This window comes from Cupriavidus sp. GW822-FHT02D05, assembly GCF_058802485.1.
On the sequence record NZ_JBXAOE010000005.1, the window covers coordinates 140331 to 156437 of the forward strand.

Below are 16107 nucleotides of genomic sequence, written 5' to 3' on the forward strand. Positions count from 1 at the left end.
AAGCGCCACCCATTTCCCTCAAGCGGTTGAAGCGCCGCTTGCCCACCGAGCCAAGAATTCCGCAACCTTTTCTTCGATGTGGCTCTCTACGGTTTGCAATCGGAGCAAGGGGATTTCGCTTTTTCTCAGGATGCTGTCTTTCAACGCATCCCGCTCGGCCTGCGGTGCCTCGCCATGAGACCCACCATCGACCTCGATCACGCCCAGCGGCGTTTTCCCCACCTTGAAATACAGCACAAAATCGCAACTGGCACGGTTTCTCATGAAATCCCGCTCCCGCGACGTCATTGCCTCGTTGGCCGATGAGACCAACTGGATCAGGGCGATCTGGGCGTGGAACGTCATCGCCCGATAGGCCTCCTGGGACAACGCATCACGCAGTATCTGCGCCACGATCTGCTCGGACTTGTATCGCGAATCGCCTGAGCGCAACCTGGCATTGAGCCTTTCCAGAGATTGATCGTATTCCGTGTAGAGCAGGTCGAAGGCCGACACGACGGGGGCGCGATGGATCAGCTTTTCATCCGCGTAGTATTCGATGTAACGCACCAAGGCGGCAATATGCCCGTTGTTCGCGGCAAAGACGTCGTCGCCCGTCACCAGGGTGAATTTGCTCCTGGCCCGCGATACTGCCACATTGACCAAGTGGGGATCATCCACAAAGGTCAGGCCTCGCTGGCTACTGCGCTTCTTGTCCAGCACGGTGGAAAAGACAATCTCGTCGCACTCCCGGCCCTGAAACTTGTGCACTGTGTCCTTGACGAAATCAGGCGGCAAATGCGCGCGAGAAAGCGCGACCTGAGCGTTGTAAGGGGCAATGAATCCCCGGCCATTCTCGCTGTCCCAGTCGCTCTCTCCATCCCATTTGAGCGTCTCGAGCAGTGAATCCAGCTCTCTCCGATTCGAGTTATTTCGCGTGTGGTTTCCCTTGGCAGTGACGAGCAGCTTCAGCGACTTTTCGCCAGCGTCTTGCGTCATTGGAACGAGCCGGTTGTCGTAAAACTGCTGGTTGCAGAACTGGATGATTCTGGGGTGGCACCGGTAATGCTCTTTCAGCAGCGTCACCGGGATCGAGTCATTGAAAACGCCGACGCACGAATCGAGCAGGCTGTATTTGTCGCAATCGTAGAATTCAGCGGGCGGTGCGATGCCCAGATTCGCCGGAATGTGCGGGAGCTGCTTTCTGTCGCCAACGATGATCAGGTTTCTGGCGCAGCCCAGCGCCAGTATCCCCGGGACGATATCCTGCTGCGAAGCCTCGTCGATGATGACATAGTCGAGCATCGCACCGCGGCCGATCGAGTTGACGATGGAATGCGTACTGCTACCGATAATTGGAAAACGCTTCACAAACTCACCGAACTTCGCGCGGTAATTTTCCGAATCGAATTCTTCCTGACGCGGGACATACTGATGAAGATGGTGTTTAAGATGTGCCATCGACCCGGCGGCGAGATCATTCAGCAACGCCTTGAAGTTGCCACGCTCCAACGCCTCCCGATAAGCTGCCAATGCCGATTCCTTATCCCGCAGCGCATTCTCGTAGTAGTGAAGCTGCAAGGCATAGATCATGGATTTTCGCTTTTCCCAATCATCGAAGTGAGCTTGCCCCCGAAAAACGAATCCCTTGCTGAGCGTTTAAACTCAAGCAAGGAGAGTCGAAAAGATGAGCAAAACGAAGCGAGCGCGCTACACGCTCGAATTCAAGCTGGAAGCGGTTCGGCTGGTCAAGGCCGGCCAGAGCAATGCGGCGGCGGCTGCGGCGCTGGGCGTGCCAGGGCAGTCGATTTCCAACTGGGTCAAGGCTGAGCAGGAAGGCAAGCTCGGCGGGGCCGGCACGAAGCCGGTCAGCGCGGAGCAGATGGAATTGTCGAGACTTCGTGCCGAAGTGGCACGCCTGAAGATGGAGCGTGACATCCTAAAAAAGGCGTGCGCGTACTTCGCGAAGGACTCGACGTGAAGTACGCTTTTATCGAACGCAATCGTCACCACTGGCCGATTTCGGTGCTATGCGAGGTGCTGGAAGTCAGCCCCAGCGGCTTTCATCAACGGCGGCAGCGCGCCGCCAAGGACAAGCCACAGCGCAGCCGCGTGAGCGACGACTCGCTGCTGGCGCATATCAAGGCGATTCACGCGGAGGTCAAAGGCGAGTACGGTTGGCCGCGCATGTGGAAAGAGCTGGTTGCGCGCGGCGTACGGGTGGGAAAGGAGCGCGTGCGCAAGCTGATGGTGCAACACGGCGTGCGTGCCCGGCACAAGCGAAAGTACATCGCGACGACGAACTCGAAGCATGGCCTGCCTGTGGCACCGAATCTACTGGAACGCAACTTCACGGCGACGGCGCCGAATCGGGTCTGGACGAGCGACATCACCTACGTGGCGACGGCCGAAGGCTGGCTGTACCTGGCCGTCATCATCGACCTGTTCAGCCGGCAGGTGGTGGGCTGGTCGATGCAACCGCATATGAAGGCCGAGTTGGTCACGGATGCGTTGCGCATGGCATGGTTCCGGCGTCGCCCCGATGCCGGCGTGATTGTGCATAGCGACCGTGGCAGCCAGTACTGCGGCGGGCTCTTCCAGGACACGCTCAAGGCGTACGGCATGCGTTCATCGATGAGCCGGCGCGGCGATTGTTGGGATAATGCGCCCACCGAAAGCCTGTGGGTTCACTGAAGGTTGCGCGACTGCACAGTCGGCGCTTCGCGACGCGGCGTGCCGCGATGGATGAAATCGTCGACTGGCTCGGCTTCTACAATGCTCGCCGGCTGCATTCGACATTGAACTACGTCAGCCCTATGACGTTCGAGAAGAATTGGGCCGCTGCCCAGCAAGGGCAAGCGGCCTGATGGCCTCGGCTATGGGATTCGTGAAACAGGGGCAAGCTCAAAGGGTTTCGTACGCAGGATCTTGAAATTCAACAACAAATCGATCCTGTCCTTGAGCCTGATGCGATTCGTGGCAAGATAGGCCAAATAAGCCATCAGGTCCGAGGATTTTCGTGGGGACAGACTGTACTTCGCCAGAGGGACTGGCGCCACCACCATGTTTTCGCGCTGCCATTGCAGCAGATAGCGCTGCTCTATGGTCAATTCATCGATCTCGGCCTGTAGCCGTGCCACCGCGTCCTGGGCATGAAGATGCTGCTTCAGCTTCTGCAGAACGGCTTGAATATGATCCATGGAGGGCGCAGGTGCCGGGGTTTCTGAGGGCACGGCCGGTACGTCTTTGAAGAAGTCCGCTCGAATCTGCTTACTGCCCAGCTTGGCGACCACATAGTCCAGCCCAACCTTGCCTAGTTTTTCATAAACGTTTCCCACAGCAGCATTGTTATTGGACAGGATAGCGACGGATTTTCCCCGCAACACGATATTGGCGATAATGTTCAATATCGTTTGCGTCTTCCCCGTACCAGGGGGTCCTTCGATCAGACTGATTTGGGAGGTGAAGGCCTGCTCCACTGCGTTGAGCTGGCTTTCGTTGACGCCGAAAGGGTAAATAAAACTACCCGGCCGCTCCCGCGGTCGGTTCTGTCCTGTGCAGTAAGCGTGCAGCGCGGTGTCCTCGTGAGGAAGCACCATCTCCAGTTGAAGCCGCACATTCTTGGAAATGGGCTTGTCCTGCTGATTGGCCTGCTCTTCCCGGGCTTTTGCCACGACGCCGAAGTAGCGGAATATGGGCTCGTCCTTGATCGTCGTCTCCGGGCAGAACGCAATACGATCCGCGTTCATTACGTAGATTTTTTGCTTCCCGCGATACTGAACGGCGGCATACTTCCCGCCATAGATCACCGCCCTGTCGATGGCACTGAATACCGCGCCTCCTTTTTTTGACAGGAGCTTTCCTTGCACCACCTCGGTAGGTTCAATTTTGCAACTGCTGAGCGGACTGTCGTAAGACTTGCCGGAGGGAAAACGGCAAGTCAGCATCAACTCCCCCTGTTGAGAGTTCCACCATATCTTCCAGTCGCTGATTTGCCTGGTTTTGTCTTTACCGTTCACACAGATGGAAACCATATGCCCCTTATGCAAGAGTTACTCCAAGCATAAAAACATCAAATGTTTTCCATTCTAAACGCCACCCAACCCAAAAGACCCGCCGGCATGTACATCCCCACCTGCTAAGGCGAGCTAGTACACGCTTCATAAGACGAGCGGGCCTTGCCCGTAGGCGCCCCTCAAAGATACGACTGTAGATTGAGACCGGCGTACACGTAGCTTGCTAGAAGCTATCCTCTGCCACCGCGATCCAACGCCGGCCCCCTGCCTACAGGCACGTTTTTGCAACGTCAACTAGTACTTGAAACTAGCAAAGCCCTGGATTGTCAATGGCGCACTGCTGAAATGCCTGCAGGGCTAACGCGCCAGGCGGGGCGGCAGTGCGCCCGCCTCACCGCTTCCCGCACTCCCACCGCGCCACCACCGCAAACGCATCGTCTTCCACCTCCGGCAGCAAAGCCAGCACTGCCTGCGCGGTCTCGTCGCTGATCATCTTCGCCGCCTCATCATCGGGTTCCGGCAAGGCATCGGCAAGCACGCGCTCCAGTCCGGCCCGCATCGCCTCGGGCAGATACCCCCGCAAGGCCTCGATGTTCGCCGCCACGCACTGTACCGCCTCGGCGGGGCTGTAATCGTCGTCGAGCAGATGCGAGAAGTCCGCCGCGCTGCGCACCAGGGCCTCATAGACGAAGGCCGCGAATGAGACGGCTTCGATCCGGCTTGTGCCGCGGTCGTGCCAGACCAGCGCCACGCCGATGTCGCCGTTGGCTAGCGGCGTCAAGCAGTAGGCATCGCCCGCCCCGGTCTGCGCGAACGGCAGGAAGCGCCTGCCGTGCTGGAAGGCCGGATTCAGCCATTTGGCGATGAACTCCCCGGCCTGCTTCGCGTCGATCCACTCCAGATCATAGACGCAGGAAAGCACCGGTTGCGCAGCCAGCGTATGGGCCTTCCAGTCGGTGCGCCAGGCCTCGATGTCGGCGCTGTAGCCGGTGCGCCCTGTGTCAATCAGTTGCCTCAGGATAGCTGGCAAGGTGATGCCGCTGGCGTCCGCTAGTGCTGAAAAAGTGTCCATCCGTGATCTCTCCGTGGGATGCTGCCGGTCGATGCCAGATATCTGGATGCGCCCAGACGTAACTAAGCCCGCGGAATCGCGGGCTTAGCTCACTGACTGCCTCTTATTGCAAGGTGTTGCACTTCAGATTTGAGGCCGCCGGGAAAAAAAGATTGCCCTAGCCTTTATCCAGCCATGACGCATAACCCTAACTGGCTGAAGCCGCCGCATTGGCCCGCGCCTTATGCAGTTTTTTGCAACTGTCGATCAGGCGGTGGTGCCTATCGAGGCCCTCCAGTTTCATACTCGTTGGCGTCAACCCGAAGAAGCGCACGCTGCCGTCCACTGACCCCATTACGGCGTCCATCCGAGCGTCGCCAAACATCCGACGGAAATTGACCGCGTAGTCGTCTAGTTCCAGGTCGTCGTCGAGCAGCACCTCCAGCACCACATTCAAGGCCTGGTAGAACAATCCACGCTCGACCGTATTGTCGTTGTATTGCAGGAAGGCGCCCACCAGTTCTTGCGCCTCCTCAAATTGCCGCAAGGCGAGATGAATCAGCAGCTTCAACTCGAGAACTGTTAGCTTCCCCCAGTCCGTATTCTCGTCAAATTCGATGCCGATCAAAGTGGCAATATCGGAGTACTCATCCAGCTCACTGTTCTCCAGCCGCTCAAGCAGATCTGCCAGGCCGGCATCGTCCAGGCGATGCACATTCAGAATATCGGCGCGGAACAACAGTGCCTTGTTTGTGTTATCCCAGATCAAATCCTCCACCGGGTAAACTTCCGAATAACCGGGCACTAAAATGCGGCAGGCCACGGCGCCCAACTGGTCATACACCGCCATGTATACCTCCTTGCCCATGTCCTCGAGAATGCCGAACAACGTGGCGGCTTCCTCGGCATTGGAGTTTTCACCTTGGCCAGAAAAATCCCACTCCACAAAGTCGAAATTCGCCTTGGCGCTGAAAAAGCGCCACGACACCACACCGCTGGAATCAATAAAGTGCTCAACAAAGTTATTTGATTCAGTCACGGCGTTACTGACAAAGGTGGGCTGAGGTAAATCGTTCAGGCCCTCAAAACTGCGCCCCTGCAGCAATTCCGTCAGACTCCGTTCCAGCGCCACCTCGAAGCTTGGGTGCGCGCCGAACGAGGCAAAGACACCGCCTGTCCGCGGGTTCATCAAGGTGACGCACATCACCGGATAGGTCCCACCCAGCGACGCGTCCTTTACCAGCACCGGAAAGCCCTGCTCTTCCAACCCCTGAATCCCGGCCAGAATGCCAGGGTATTTCGCCAGCACTTCGTGCGGCACATCAGGCAATGCGATTTCACCTTCCAGAATTTCGCGCTTTACCGCCCGTTCGAAAATTTCGGACAGGCATTGCACCTGCGCTTCAGCCAGCGTATTACCGGCACTCATGCCATTGCTGACGAATAGGTTTTCGACCAGGTTGGACGGAAAATACACCACTTCGCCGTCCGACTGCCGCACATACGGCAGCGAACAGATACCGCGCTGCACATTGCCGGAGTTAGTGTCGTACAGATGCGAGCCATACAACTCGCCATCGGGATTATAAATTTGCAGGCAGTACGCATCCAGAATTTCGGCCGGCAGCGCATCTTCAGGGCCAGGCTTGAACCAGCGCTCGTTCGGGTAGTGAACAAACGCCGCATTGGCGATGTCTTCACCCCAAAACGTACCACCATAGAAATGGTTGCAATTCAGGCGCTCGATAAACTCCCCCAACGCCGATGCCAGTGCGCTTTCCTTGGTCGCACCCTTGCCATTGGTAAAACACATCGGCGAGTGCGCATCGCGGATATGCAGCGACCACACATTGGGAACGATATTGCGCCATGAAGCGATTTCAATCTTCATGCCCAGATCCGCCAAAATGCCCGACATATTGGCGATGGTTTGCTCCAACGGCAGATCCTTGCCCGCAATATAGGTGCTGGCGTCAGATGCCGGCGTCAACATCAGCAACGACTGAGCATCGGCATCCAGGTTCTCTACTTCTTCGATGACAAACTCGGGGCCGGCTTGCACCACTTTTTTCACCGTACAACGCTCGATAGAGCGCAAAATACCTCGACGGTCCGCCTCCGAGATATCCGCCGGTAACTCAACCTGAATCTTGAAAATCTGTTGGTAACGATTTTCCGGATCAACAATATTATTCTGCGACAGGCGGATATTCTCGGTAGGAATATTGCGGGTTACGCAGTACAACTTCACGAAGTAAGCGGCACACAAGGCCGATGAGGCCAGAAAATAATCAAAAGGACCAGGCGCCGAGCCGTCGCCCTTATAACGGATAGGCTGGTCGGCCACTACGGTGAAGTCATCGAACTTAGCTTCAAGACGTAGCTTATCGAGAAAGTTGACTTTAATTTCCATGGGGGAATTCTGAAAATGGTGCACAAAATGACGTAGCCACTACTATCCGCCGCCACGCTGGTGCCGTGCAATGCATCGAAGCTTTCGCAAACGCTGCCGCATACGGATAATTTTTCAGGCGAACGCCATGGCGCGGGACATGGCTGGGATCGGCGAGCTTCCATGTGCCACGCCGACCTCCACGGCAGCGCCAAGTGCCGTTGTACCAAACTGAATCGCCACGAGTTCCTCCAACACTCTCCAGAATGCGAGAACTACCAGGCGACAATCCGAAATATAAAGCCCTGTGAAAACAGGGCTTTAATAGTCAATCAACTAGCGAATCATGTTTCCGAACGGGAATTCCACCCCCACTCCATCATCAACAGGCCGCCCAGACCCGCGTGGTTAGGGGATTGGCAGCGATTAGCATGGGACTTTATCGTCGCTTTTACCGTCGGCCGCGCTGAACTTTTGCTGGTGCGGGAGATGGAGCGATTTGCGGGGCGACGACGCTGGCCACGCCATTATAAATCAACCCAGAGGATACAAAAGGTGCCGTGCCCTGCCCGCCCTCCGCCGACCTGCTGGGCTACGCCAATCGGGGGACACAGATACGGTCTGATCACGATCGTGGTATCGACGGCACGCCAAGAGTGGCATCACCTATTTCCGGAGAAGGCGGCCCGAGTTTTGAAGACGAAGTCGCGGTGAGTGCCGAGGCCACAGGCCAAGTCGGCCTGCCCCGGGAAAGTCCGTGGATTCGTCGCCAAGTAGTCTCGCAGATGCGCTTCCATCACGAACAGGCTGGATCCGTATGGGTCCGGACTCGCATCCATGGCCTCTCCTTGAGTGGTAAATGTGGGGATCGAATTGACGGCTCGTCATATCCCCGTGCGTTTGCACTCAACCCTTGGGTATGTTTAGCCTGCCGCGTACGAGGCCAAGCCCTCAGCAAAACGCCCCATCTGCCTGTCCGGTAGAACTTGCACTACGACGTCCATTCTCCGAACTGGTCGACGGTCGTGGGAGCCTCCTCCTACCTCTTTGCAACAAGCCGAGATCCACCAATCAACGCACGAATCAACGTCGGAGGCAGCTTGCCTTCCGCCCACTCCCGACCCGGCGACTTACCGTCCATCATGAATGTCCATCACGACGAGTGATCGCTTGGAGCTCCACCTACAAGCTCACGCGCCCCAACTTCACCGCACTTGCAAGACGATACTGGCAGAGCCGCGCTCTCATTGCAGCGGAGTGATCTTGCTAATCGCACAGTTGCCAGCATCGGCCACGTAGACGTTGCCGCCGGCGTCGATCGAAGTACCAAAAGAGGCTTTAAACGAAGCGGCGGTACCGGTACCATCGGCCGACCCAGATGTTGTCGAACCCTCCAGGGTCGTGACTATGCATTCGGATGTCCGGTCCGCAGCAGACACGCGACGGTTCGCCGGCCCGGCCGCCGTTATACTTCGGTTTGCGCAGCCGTTTCGAGCGCGTCGTCCACTTCGATACCAAGGTAGGCCTCGCTAACCGGCTCCGCGGCGAGTCACTGGGCATGCGCGATTTGGGCTGGGGCAAATCCCAATCGCGCCAGTCATCTTTGTGAAAAAGTGCTTCTTCGATAATTCGCGTATGGGAACCGAAGGGGCTATATGCACCTGACTTTCGATGTGGGCACCATTATTCTTCTGCACAACACCTCGTTGATTGCAGGCGCCGCGGCGATATTGCATAGCCGCAAGCGTTCGTCCCGGCCCACGGGTCTAGGGCGTCTCGCCGTTGCTTTGATTGCCTTGGCAATCGGTGCAGTGCTGGCTGCGTTTGGGGAGCGGGCCGCCTTACCGCTTTGGCTGTGGACGCATTTGAGTCTTCTTTTAGGGACGATCGCCTATCCGCTGCTCTGGGACGGCATACGGCGCCTAAGTGGTCGCCGCCGGAGCCATTACTGGATTGTCATACTCGTGCCGGCGGTGTGGTTCATATTTGGCATAGTGTCGGGATTCCCGCTTGTGAATTCTCAGCGGGCGAGCGTCTTTCACCTGACCGCGGTAATGTCCCTGGCGGCTTCGGCAGTCGAGATATGGCTGGACCGACATAGCGAGCCACTGCCTGCGCGTCGTCCGTTGGCTGCGTGCCTCCTGGTGAGTGCGCTGATCTATGCTGTTCGCCTCGTTTGCATCGTTCTCGATATTCCATCGGAATTTGACTTTTCGGCTGCCTTTTTTCTTCAGATATTCTTCAATTTCTGGATTGCGCTGCTGGTTGTGACGCTCGTCAGGGAGCGGCGCGAGGCGGGTCTTCAGCTTGCAGCGGACACCGATGCACTGACCGGCGTCGGTAACCGCCGCTGGTTCCTGGGGCGCCTTCCCCCAGCGCCGCTCGCAAACAGCGCTCTCGCAATCCTGGATGTGGACCACTTCAAGCAGATCAACGACAGATTCGGACATCCTGTGGGGGACCTCGTACTGGCGTCGGTGGCTACAGCTGTCCGAGATGGATTGCGGGAGGGAGACGTCCTTGCGCGATACGGGGGCGAGGAGTTCGCGCTCTTTCTTCCGAACGTCGACGAGCAAGATGCCAGAGCGGTCGCTGAACGGCTTCGCAAGCGAATCGAAGCAATGTCCATTGTGATCGACGGCGGGCGCGTTAGCGTTAGCGTTACCGCGAGCATCGGTGTGGCCTGGAGCGACCGGAATGGCGGGGCGTGGGAAGCCTGGATAAAGACAGCAGACAGTGCTTGTTATGCGGCGAAGGGCGGCGGGCGCAACCTCGTGAAGACGAGCGCCGTGTAGATCCAGCCACCCCAAGCCGAGGTCGGGAGCGGCATCGAGACGTCTTAACGACGCCACTCATCGCGAGATGCAATGCGCGATCTTGCCGTCCGGGTGCGTGATATCGACAATGTAGCCGAGTCCGATGAATGCAGTGTTTGTCATGGTCTGTGTCGAACCGTTGCGGTGAGGTGGCCAGCATGGTCTCTGGCCACCTGAGATGTCAAAGCGGCTCTTCTACGGCCAAAACCCAGGGACGCGCCTCACGCAGCGCCGCCTGGTACGCCTCGATCTCGGCCCGGCGCTTCAAAGTCAGGCCAATGGCATCGAGCCCTTCGAGCAGCAGGGTGCGTTCGCTCGGGGGTACGATGAACGGCAAGCAGCGGCCCTGCGGGTGCTGCACCGTGCAGGACTCAAGATCGACGGTCAGCTCCAGCACCTCCCGCTCGGCTTCGGCGGCCAGCACGGCAATTTCATTCGCGGGCAGCACCACCGGCAGCACGCCATTGCGGTAGCAGTTGCTCTGGAAGATCGCGCCGAACGACGGCGCGATGACGCAGCGAAGGCCAAACTGCCGCACCGCCCAGACGGCGGCCTCGCGCGAGGATCCGCTGCCGAAGTTCTCGCCGGTCAGCAGGATCGTCGCCCGGCGGTAGGGTTCGCGATTGAGCACAAAGTCGGGGCGCTCGACGCGCTGTCCGTTCCCGCTCCCGCTGGCTTCATAGCGCCAAGGCGCGAGCAGCTTCTCACCATAGCCATCTCGCCCGGGTGAGTTGATCTCGCGCGAGGGAATGAGAAGGTCGGTATCGATGTTGGCTCGCATCAGCGCAGCGGCGATTCCCTTCAGTTGGATGAACTGTTCCATGTGATGCTCCCTAGCGCAGCAGCGGGCGTGGATCGGCGATGCAGCCGGCGACGGCTGAGGCGGCCACCGTTGCCGGGCTGGCCAGGTGAGAGCGCACGCCCGGGCCCTGCCTGCCCTCGAAGTTGCGGTTGGTGCTGGTGATCACGCGGCGCCCCGGCTTGCCAGGCTGGTCGAAGTTATCGCCGCCGGCGAAGAAGCACAACGAGCAGCCGCTTTCGCGCCACTCGAAGCCAGCTTCCGTGAACACGCGATCCAGGCCCTCGCTTTCTGCGGCATGCTTCACACTGGTCGATCCGGGCACCACGATGGCCTTTACGCCAGGGCGCACGCGTCGTCCTCGCACCACCTGCGCGGCGGCGCGCAGGTCGGGCAGGCGGCTATTGGTGCAGGAGCCGATGAAAGCCGCATCGATGGGAGTCCCCAGCATCGGCTGCCCGGGGTGCAGCTCCATATAGCGCAGCGCGCGCTCGGCATCCGCGTCGGCGGGAGGCGGCACTGTGCCGGTGATGCCCACGACCTGGCCGGGATGGGTTCCCCAGCTCACCTGGGGAACGAGCTCCGCGCAGTCCAGCTCCAGTTCCTTGTCCCAGTGCGCGTCGTCGTCCGAGCGCAGCGCGAGCCAATCCGAAACCGCTGCATCCCAGGCGGCACCTGAAGGGGCAAAGGGTCGCCCCGCCAGCCATTCGACGGTACGCGCGTCTGGCGCCACCAGACCAGTCCAGGCGCCGAACTCGACGGCCATATTACATAGGGTCAGCCGCCCCTCAACGTCCAGCGTCCGCACTGCCTCGCCCGAAAATTCGATGGCATGCCCGTCGCCACCGCTGACGCCGAACCTGCCGATCAAGGCCAGCACCATGTCCTTGGCCGACACCGCCGGCCCGAGGCTGCCCTGGAACGATACCCGCATCGTCCGTGGCTTGCTTCGCACCAGACACTGCGTGGCGACAGCGTGCTCGCCTTCGGTAGTGCCGATGCCCCATGCCAGCGCGCCAATGCCCCCAACAGTGCAGGTATGGCTGTCGCAGCAGACCAGGGTGCTGCCCGGCAAGGCAATGCCCAGCTCCGGGGAGATCACGTGCGCGATGCCCTGGCGTGGAGTGCCCAGGTCGAACAGGCGGATGCCCGAGCGCCGCGTGGCGGCGCGAAAGGCCTCAATGAAGCTGCGCCCGCCCCGAACCAGCGTGTCGTCGCCCCGGCCCGGCTGAGTGTCGACAATGTGGTCCATGGTGCCGAACACAAGGCTCGGATGCGCCACGCGATGCCCCCCCTCCTCCAGGCCGGCCAGCACGCGCGGCCCGGCGCGGTCGTGCAGGAAGACCCGGTCGACATGTAGCAGCGCCTGCTCGCCCTCCAGCTGGGCCACAACGTGCTGGTCCCAGATCTTCTCGATGATGTTGCGCGGTGATGCATACATAATGCTCACCTCACCGTGCGGTGCCGGGATGCTGCAGCCCGGCCAAATAGCGCTGCTCCAGCGCGAACACCTCCTTGAAGCCGACCAGCTCGAGCTGCTCGCGAAAGTCCGCCAACCGCGCGCCGGGGCCACCGGCGTAACCGTTGGCACGCAGCGCCGCCAGCGCGTCGCGCATGCCCTGGATGGCCGCCAGCATCAGCGTGGCGGGCAGGCTCACGCGCGCGATGCCGATGCCCTGCATCTCCTCGAACGTGAAGGCTTCGGGCGACTTGCCGCCTTCGACCACATTGATCGCCACTGGCCCGCGAATTCCCTGCACGGCCTGCCGCGCCAGCTCCTTGGACGTCATGCCGTCCACGAAGATCATGGTCGCCCCCGCCTCCAGGTAGGCATTGCCGCGACGGATCACTTCCTCGATGCCGCCTACGGCAAGCGCGTCCGTACGCGCGTTGATCACGAAATCCGGATCCGTGCGCGCCTCGGCGCAAGCGCGAATCTTCTGCACTGCTTCGTCCAGCGGCACGATGGATTTGCCCTCCAGGTGGCCGCAGCGCTTGGGCATGACCTGGTCCTCGATATTGACGCCCGCGCAGCCAATGCGCTCAAAGGCCTTGACCGCATACCAAGCGTTGACGGCATTGCCGAAGCCGGTATCGCCGTCGGCCATGACCGGCAGGTCGATGGCGTCGACTATCTGCTGCGTGGCCGCGACCATATCGGACAGCGAGAGGAAGCTGTAGTCCGGCAGTCCCAGCCGGCTCACGGAAATGCCGAAGCCGGAGCACTGCACCGCGGGAAAACCCGCCTCCTGCGCGATGCGGGCGGACAGGGGGTCAAAGGCACCGGGCATGACAAGGAGTTCCGGCGCGTGGATCAGTTTCTGGAGTAATGCAGTCTTTCGCATGATGAGTCTTGGTGGTCGTGGTTCGCACAGTATGTATGCATGTTTTTATATTTTCAAGAAATAAAGTAATCATGAAGCATTAATTATGCTAACATGCATACATACAGAAGAAAGGAGACCTGCACATGCCAAGCCTGAAATCCCTACGCCGGACTCGCCCCGTCCTGCTGCTCGCGCTCGTCGGCACCATCTGCCCCGCCTGCTGGGCGCACGCCGAAACGAGCGTTGCATGGCCCGCGCGACCGCTCTCGCTGGTCGTGCCATTCCCTGCCGGCGGGACCACCGACACGATCGCCCGCCTGCTGTCGAAGAACCTGTCCCGGCAGTTGGGCCAATCCGTGGTGGTGGAGAACAAGAGCGGCGCCAGCGGCACGCTGGGTGCCGCGCAGGTCTTGCGCGCGCCGGCGGACGGCTATTCCCTGCTGCTGGGGACGCCCGCCGAGCAGATCAACGCACCCTTGCTGATGGCGCGCCCGCCCTACGATCCGGCGCGCGACTTCACGCCGGTCGGCTGCGTCAGCCGCGGCCCGAACGTGCTCGTCGTCAATGCGGCATCGAAGGCGAAGACCTTGGCGGACCTGCTGCGCATGGCACGGGCGCAGCCCGGGCAGATCAATTTCGGCAGCGCGGGCAATGGCAACACTTCCCACCTGTCTGGCGAACTGTTCGCGCAGGCGGCCGGCGTCGTGCTCACGCACATCCCCTATCGCGGCAATGCCCCGGCCATCGCGGACACCATCGGCGGCCAGGTACAGATGATGTTTTCCAATCCGGCCACCGTGCTGCCCCATATCCGCAGCGGCACGCTGCGGCCGCTCGCGGTAACGTCGCGCGCGCGGATCGCGTCGCTGCCGGACGTGCCCACGCTGACGGAGGCGGGCATCCCGGTGGAGATCTATAGCTGGACCTGCCTGTTCACGCGGGCCGAAACGCCGAAGGAGATCGTCGGCAAGCTGCATGGCGCTCTCGCGCAGGCGCTCGATGACGGGCAGCTCGCCCAGGCGATCGAGGCCAGCGGAGCAGAGAAATTCCCCTCGACACCCGAGCAGACCAGCCGGTTCCTTGCCGGCGAGCGGACAATGTGGGGTAATCTCATCCGCAGCCGACACATCCACACCGACTGAATCCTAAATCCAGAACGATGTCTTCACCCGAAACTTCCCGGACCCGCGCGCTATCAGTCGCGGATACCCTGCGCAACCGCATCTTCGACGGCGAGATTCCGCCCGGGTCCCACTTGATGGAGGTCACACTGGCCCAGGAGTTGGGCGTCTCCCGCACGCCGGTGCGCGATGCGCTGGCCCGGCTCGCCGACGAGGGCTTGCTGGTCTACCAGCCCAATCGCGGCTTCCTGGTCCGCCGCTTCCAGCCCAAGGACATCAAGGACGCCTTCACCGTGCGGGCCACGCTCGAGGGCTTGGGCTGCCGGCTGATCGGCGAGCGCGGCTTGCTGCATGCCGAACAGGAGCGCCTGGGCGGCCTGCTGGCGGCTCAGCGGCGGGTGCTGCACGAGCAAGAGTGGAACGACCAGCAGGCCCTGCAGTGGCAGAACATGAATCTCGACTTTCACTACGCGCTGCTGGAGTTGGCGGACAACAGCTGGCTGACCGACGCCGTGCGCCGCGCGCGGCAGTTGCCCATCATCTTCGACAGCAAATCGCATCCCCACGACCATGACGCCCTGATGCTGCTGTACCAGCGCGACCACAGTCGGCAGGCGCTCGCGGAGCACTACCGCATCGTGGACGCGCTGGCGCTGCGCGAGGTCGGCCGCGCCGAGGCACTGATGCGCGAGCACATCCTGACCAATCGTGACGTGCTGATCCGCGCCCTGGGGACGAACAGGCTGGGCGCAGCGGCGCAGGTGCCCGGCAGCGGCTCCGATCAAGCCGTGTGCGGCACATAGCACGCCAATTGCCGAAGGAACATTTGTCCGTCTATGTCGTTCACACTTATTCGACCGGGCATAAGGAATGGGCGGTATCCACAAGCGCGGAGTACGCTCCGGTTGGCGCCTCCTTTTCCGATGCATAGGCACCGCAGTCCCTCCTTCTCGCGTGCAGTAACGCGCGCCGCGGCGTGTTGACACCCCCGACGGCGCGCCGCCCGGTCTGCGTCGCACAGTAGTCCAGGGTCTGACGCAGCACCGTATCCACGCTGCGCAGCGAAATGCCATGGCGTGCAGCCACTTCCTCGCGGGTCAGTTCCTCCAGGCGCAAGCCCACCAGCACGCGCCGGTGGCGGCCCGGAACGTTCTCCAGCGCGCGATCGAGCGCCGCCAGATCCGAGCGCGCTTCCACGACGGCTTCCGGCCCCGGTCCTTGGTCGGCAAGATGCTCGAACACGGTGTCTGCATCGAGCGGCGATGGCCAAATGCGACGGTCACGCAACTGATCCGTCGCGAGGTTGCAAGCGACGCGATACACGTAAGCCTCGGCGCTACGTACCGCGTCAGGAAGTGTCGCGCTCCCCAGGCGCAGCCACGCCTCCTGCAGGCTGTCGCGCGCCGTATCGGGGCAACCAACATGGCGCGTCAGACGTCGACGGAGCTGGTCATAGTTCGATACCAGGAAGTCGCGCAGGACGACCCCGGACTCACCAGCATGGGAGGCCGCACCGGCCGCGCCGTCAGTTGTCCCGAGCGCCTTGACGCAATGCGCAATGCTCGTATCCATGAGACGTCTATCTCCGTGTTCCACTACGAAGTCC

Annotated in this window: 11 protein-coding genes and 1 pseudogene; 4 read left to right on the forward strand and 8 right to left on the reverse strand. The window is 60.6% G+C overall.

Annotation, left to right across the window (positions count from 1 at the left end):
* Positions 1-18 precede the first annotated feature (18 nt).
* A complete protein-coding gene (locus tag AC1RQK_RS08745) occupies positions 19-1572 on the reverse strand; it encodes an AAA domain-containing protein (RefSeq protein ID WP_492808560.1) in 1554 nt (517 codons plus the stop codon).
* Between the two features lie 94 nt (positions 1573-1666).
* Between AC1RQK_RS08745 and AC1RQK_RS08750 the strand changes: the two are divergent.
* Positions 1667-2846 (forward strand): annotated as a pseudogene (locus AC1RQK_RS08750) (IS3 family transposase).
* Between the two features lie 9 nt (positions 2847-2855).
* On the opposite strand, the gene AC1RQK_RS08755 reads toward AC1RQK_RS08750, so the two are convergent.
* The 3 genes from AC1RQK_RS08755 to AC1RQK_RS08765 form a co-directional block, all read right to left on the reverse strand.
* Positions 2856-4013 carry an AAA domain-containing protein gene (locus AC1RQK_RS08755; RefSeq protein ID WP_492808562.1) on the reverse strand — a complete coding sequence of 386 codons (1158 nt, stop codon included), beginning with the start codon at positions 4011-4013 and terminating at the stop codon, positions 2856-2858.
* A 373-nt stretch (positions 4014-4386) separates the two neighbouring features.
* The gene (locus tag AC1RQK_RS08760) at positions 4387-5067 is read right to left on the reverse strand and encodes an SMI1/KNR4 family protein (protein ID WP_492808564.1); all 681 of its coding nucleotides are present in this window, start codon (positions 5065-5067) and stop codon (positions 4387-4389) included.
* Positions 5068-5254: 187 nt separating this feature from the next.
* Positions 5255-7459, reverse strand: a complete 2205-nt coding sequence (locus AC1RQK_RS08765; protein WP_492372461.1) for an OsmC domain/YcaO domain-containing protein — start codon at positions 7457-7459, stop codon at positions 5255-5257.
* 1634 nt (positions 7460-9093) lie between these two features.
* Here AC1RQK_RS08765 and AC1RQK_RS08770 point away from each other — a divergent pair.
* Positions 9094-10233, forward strand: a complete 1140-nt coding sequence (locus AC1RQK_RS08770; protein WP_492372460.1) for a GGDEF domain-containing protein — start codon at positions 9094-9096, stop codon at positions 10231-10233.
* 202 nt (positions 10234-10435) lie between these two features.
* Here the strand turns inward: AC1RQK_RS08770 and leuD are convergent, their stop codons facing one another.
* The 3 genes from leuD to AC1RQK_RS08785 are packed head-to-tail and all read right to left on the reverse strand — an operon-like array spanning position 10436 to position 13398.
* Entirely contained in the window at positions 10436-11077 is a 642-nt protein-coding gene (leuD, locus tag AC1RQK_RS08775) for a 3-isopropylmalate dehydratase small subunit (RefSeq protein ID WP_492372459.1), read from the reverse strand.
* Positions 11078-11087: 10 nt separating this feature from the next.
* Positions 11088-12494, reverse strand: a complete 1407-nt coding sequence (locus AC1RQK_RS08780) for a 3-isopropylmalate dehydratase large subunit (RefSeq protein WP_492808566.1) — start codon at positions 12492-12494, stop codon at positions 11088-11090.
* 10 nt (positions 12495-12504) lie between these two features.
* Entirely contained in the window at positions 12505-13398 is an 894-nt protein-coding gene (locus tag AC1RQK_RS08785) for an isocitrate lyase/PEP mutase family protein (RefSeq protein WP_492808568.1), read from the reverse strand.
* A 125-nt stretch (positions 13399-13523) separates the two neighbouring features.
* Between AC1RQK_RS08785 and AC1RQK_RS08790 the strand changes: the two genes are divergently transcribed.
* Positions 13524-14522, forward strand: a complete 999-nt coding sequence (locus AC1RQK_RS08790; protein ID WP_492808569.1) for a Bug family tripartite tricarboxylate transporter substrate binding protein — start codon at positions 13524-13526, stop codon at positions 14520-14522.
* Positions 14523-14539: 17 nt separating this feature from the next.
* Positions 14540-15304, forward strand: a complete 765-nt coding sequence (locus tag AC1RQK_RS08795; RefSeq protein WP_492372455.1) for a GntR family transcriptional regulator — start codon at positions 14540-14542, stop codon at positions 15302-15304.
* A gap of 46 nt (positions 15305-15350) precedes the next feature.
* On the opposite strand, the gene AC1RQK_RS08800 is transcribed toward AC1RQK_RS08795, so the two are convergent.
* Entirely contained in the window at positions 15351-16073 is a 723-nt protein-coding gene (locus AC1RQK_RS08800; RefSeq protein ID WP_492808571.1) for an RNA polymerase sigma factor, read from the reverse strand.
* Between the last annotated feature and the right edge of the window lie 34 nt (positions 16074-16107).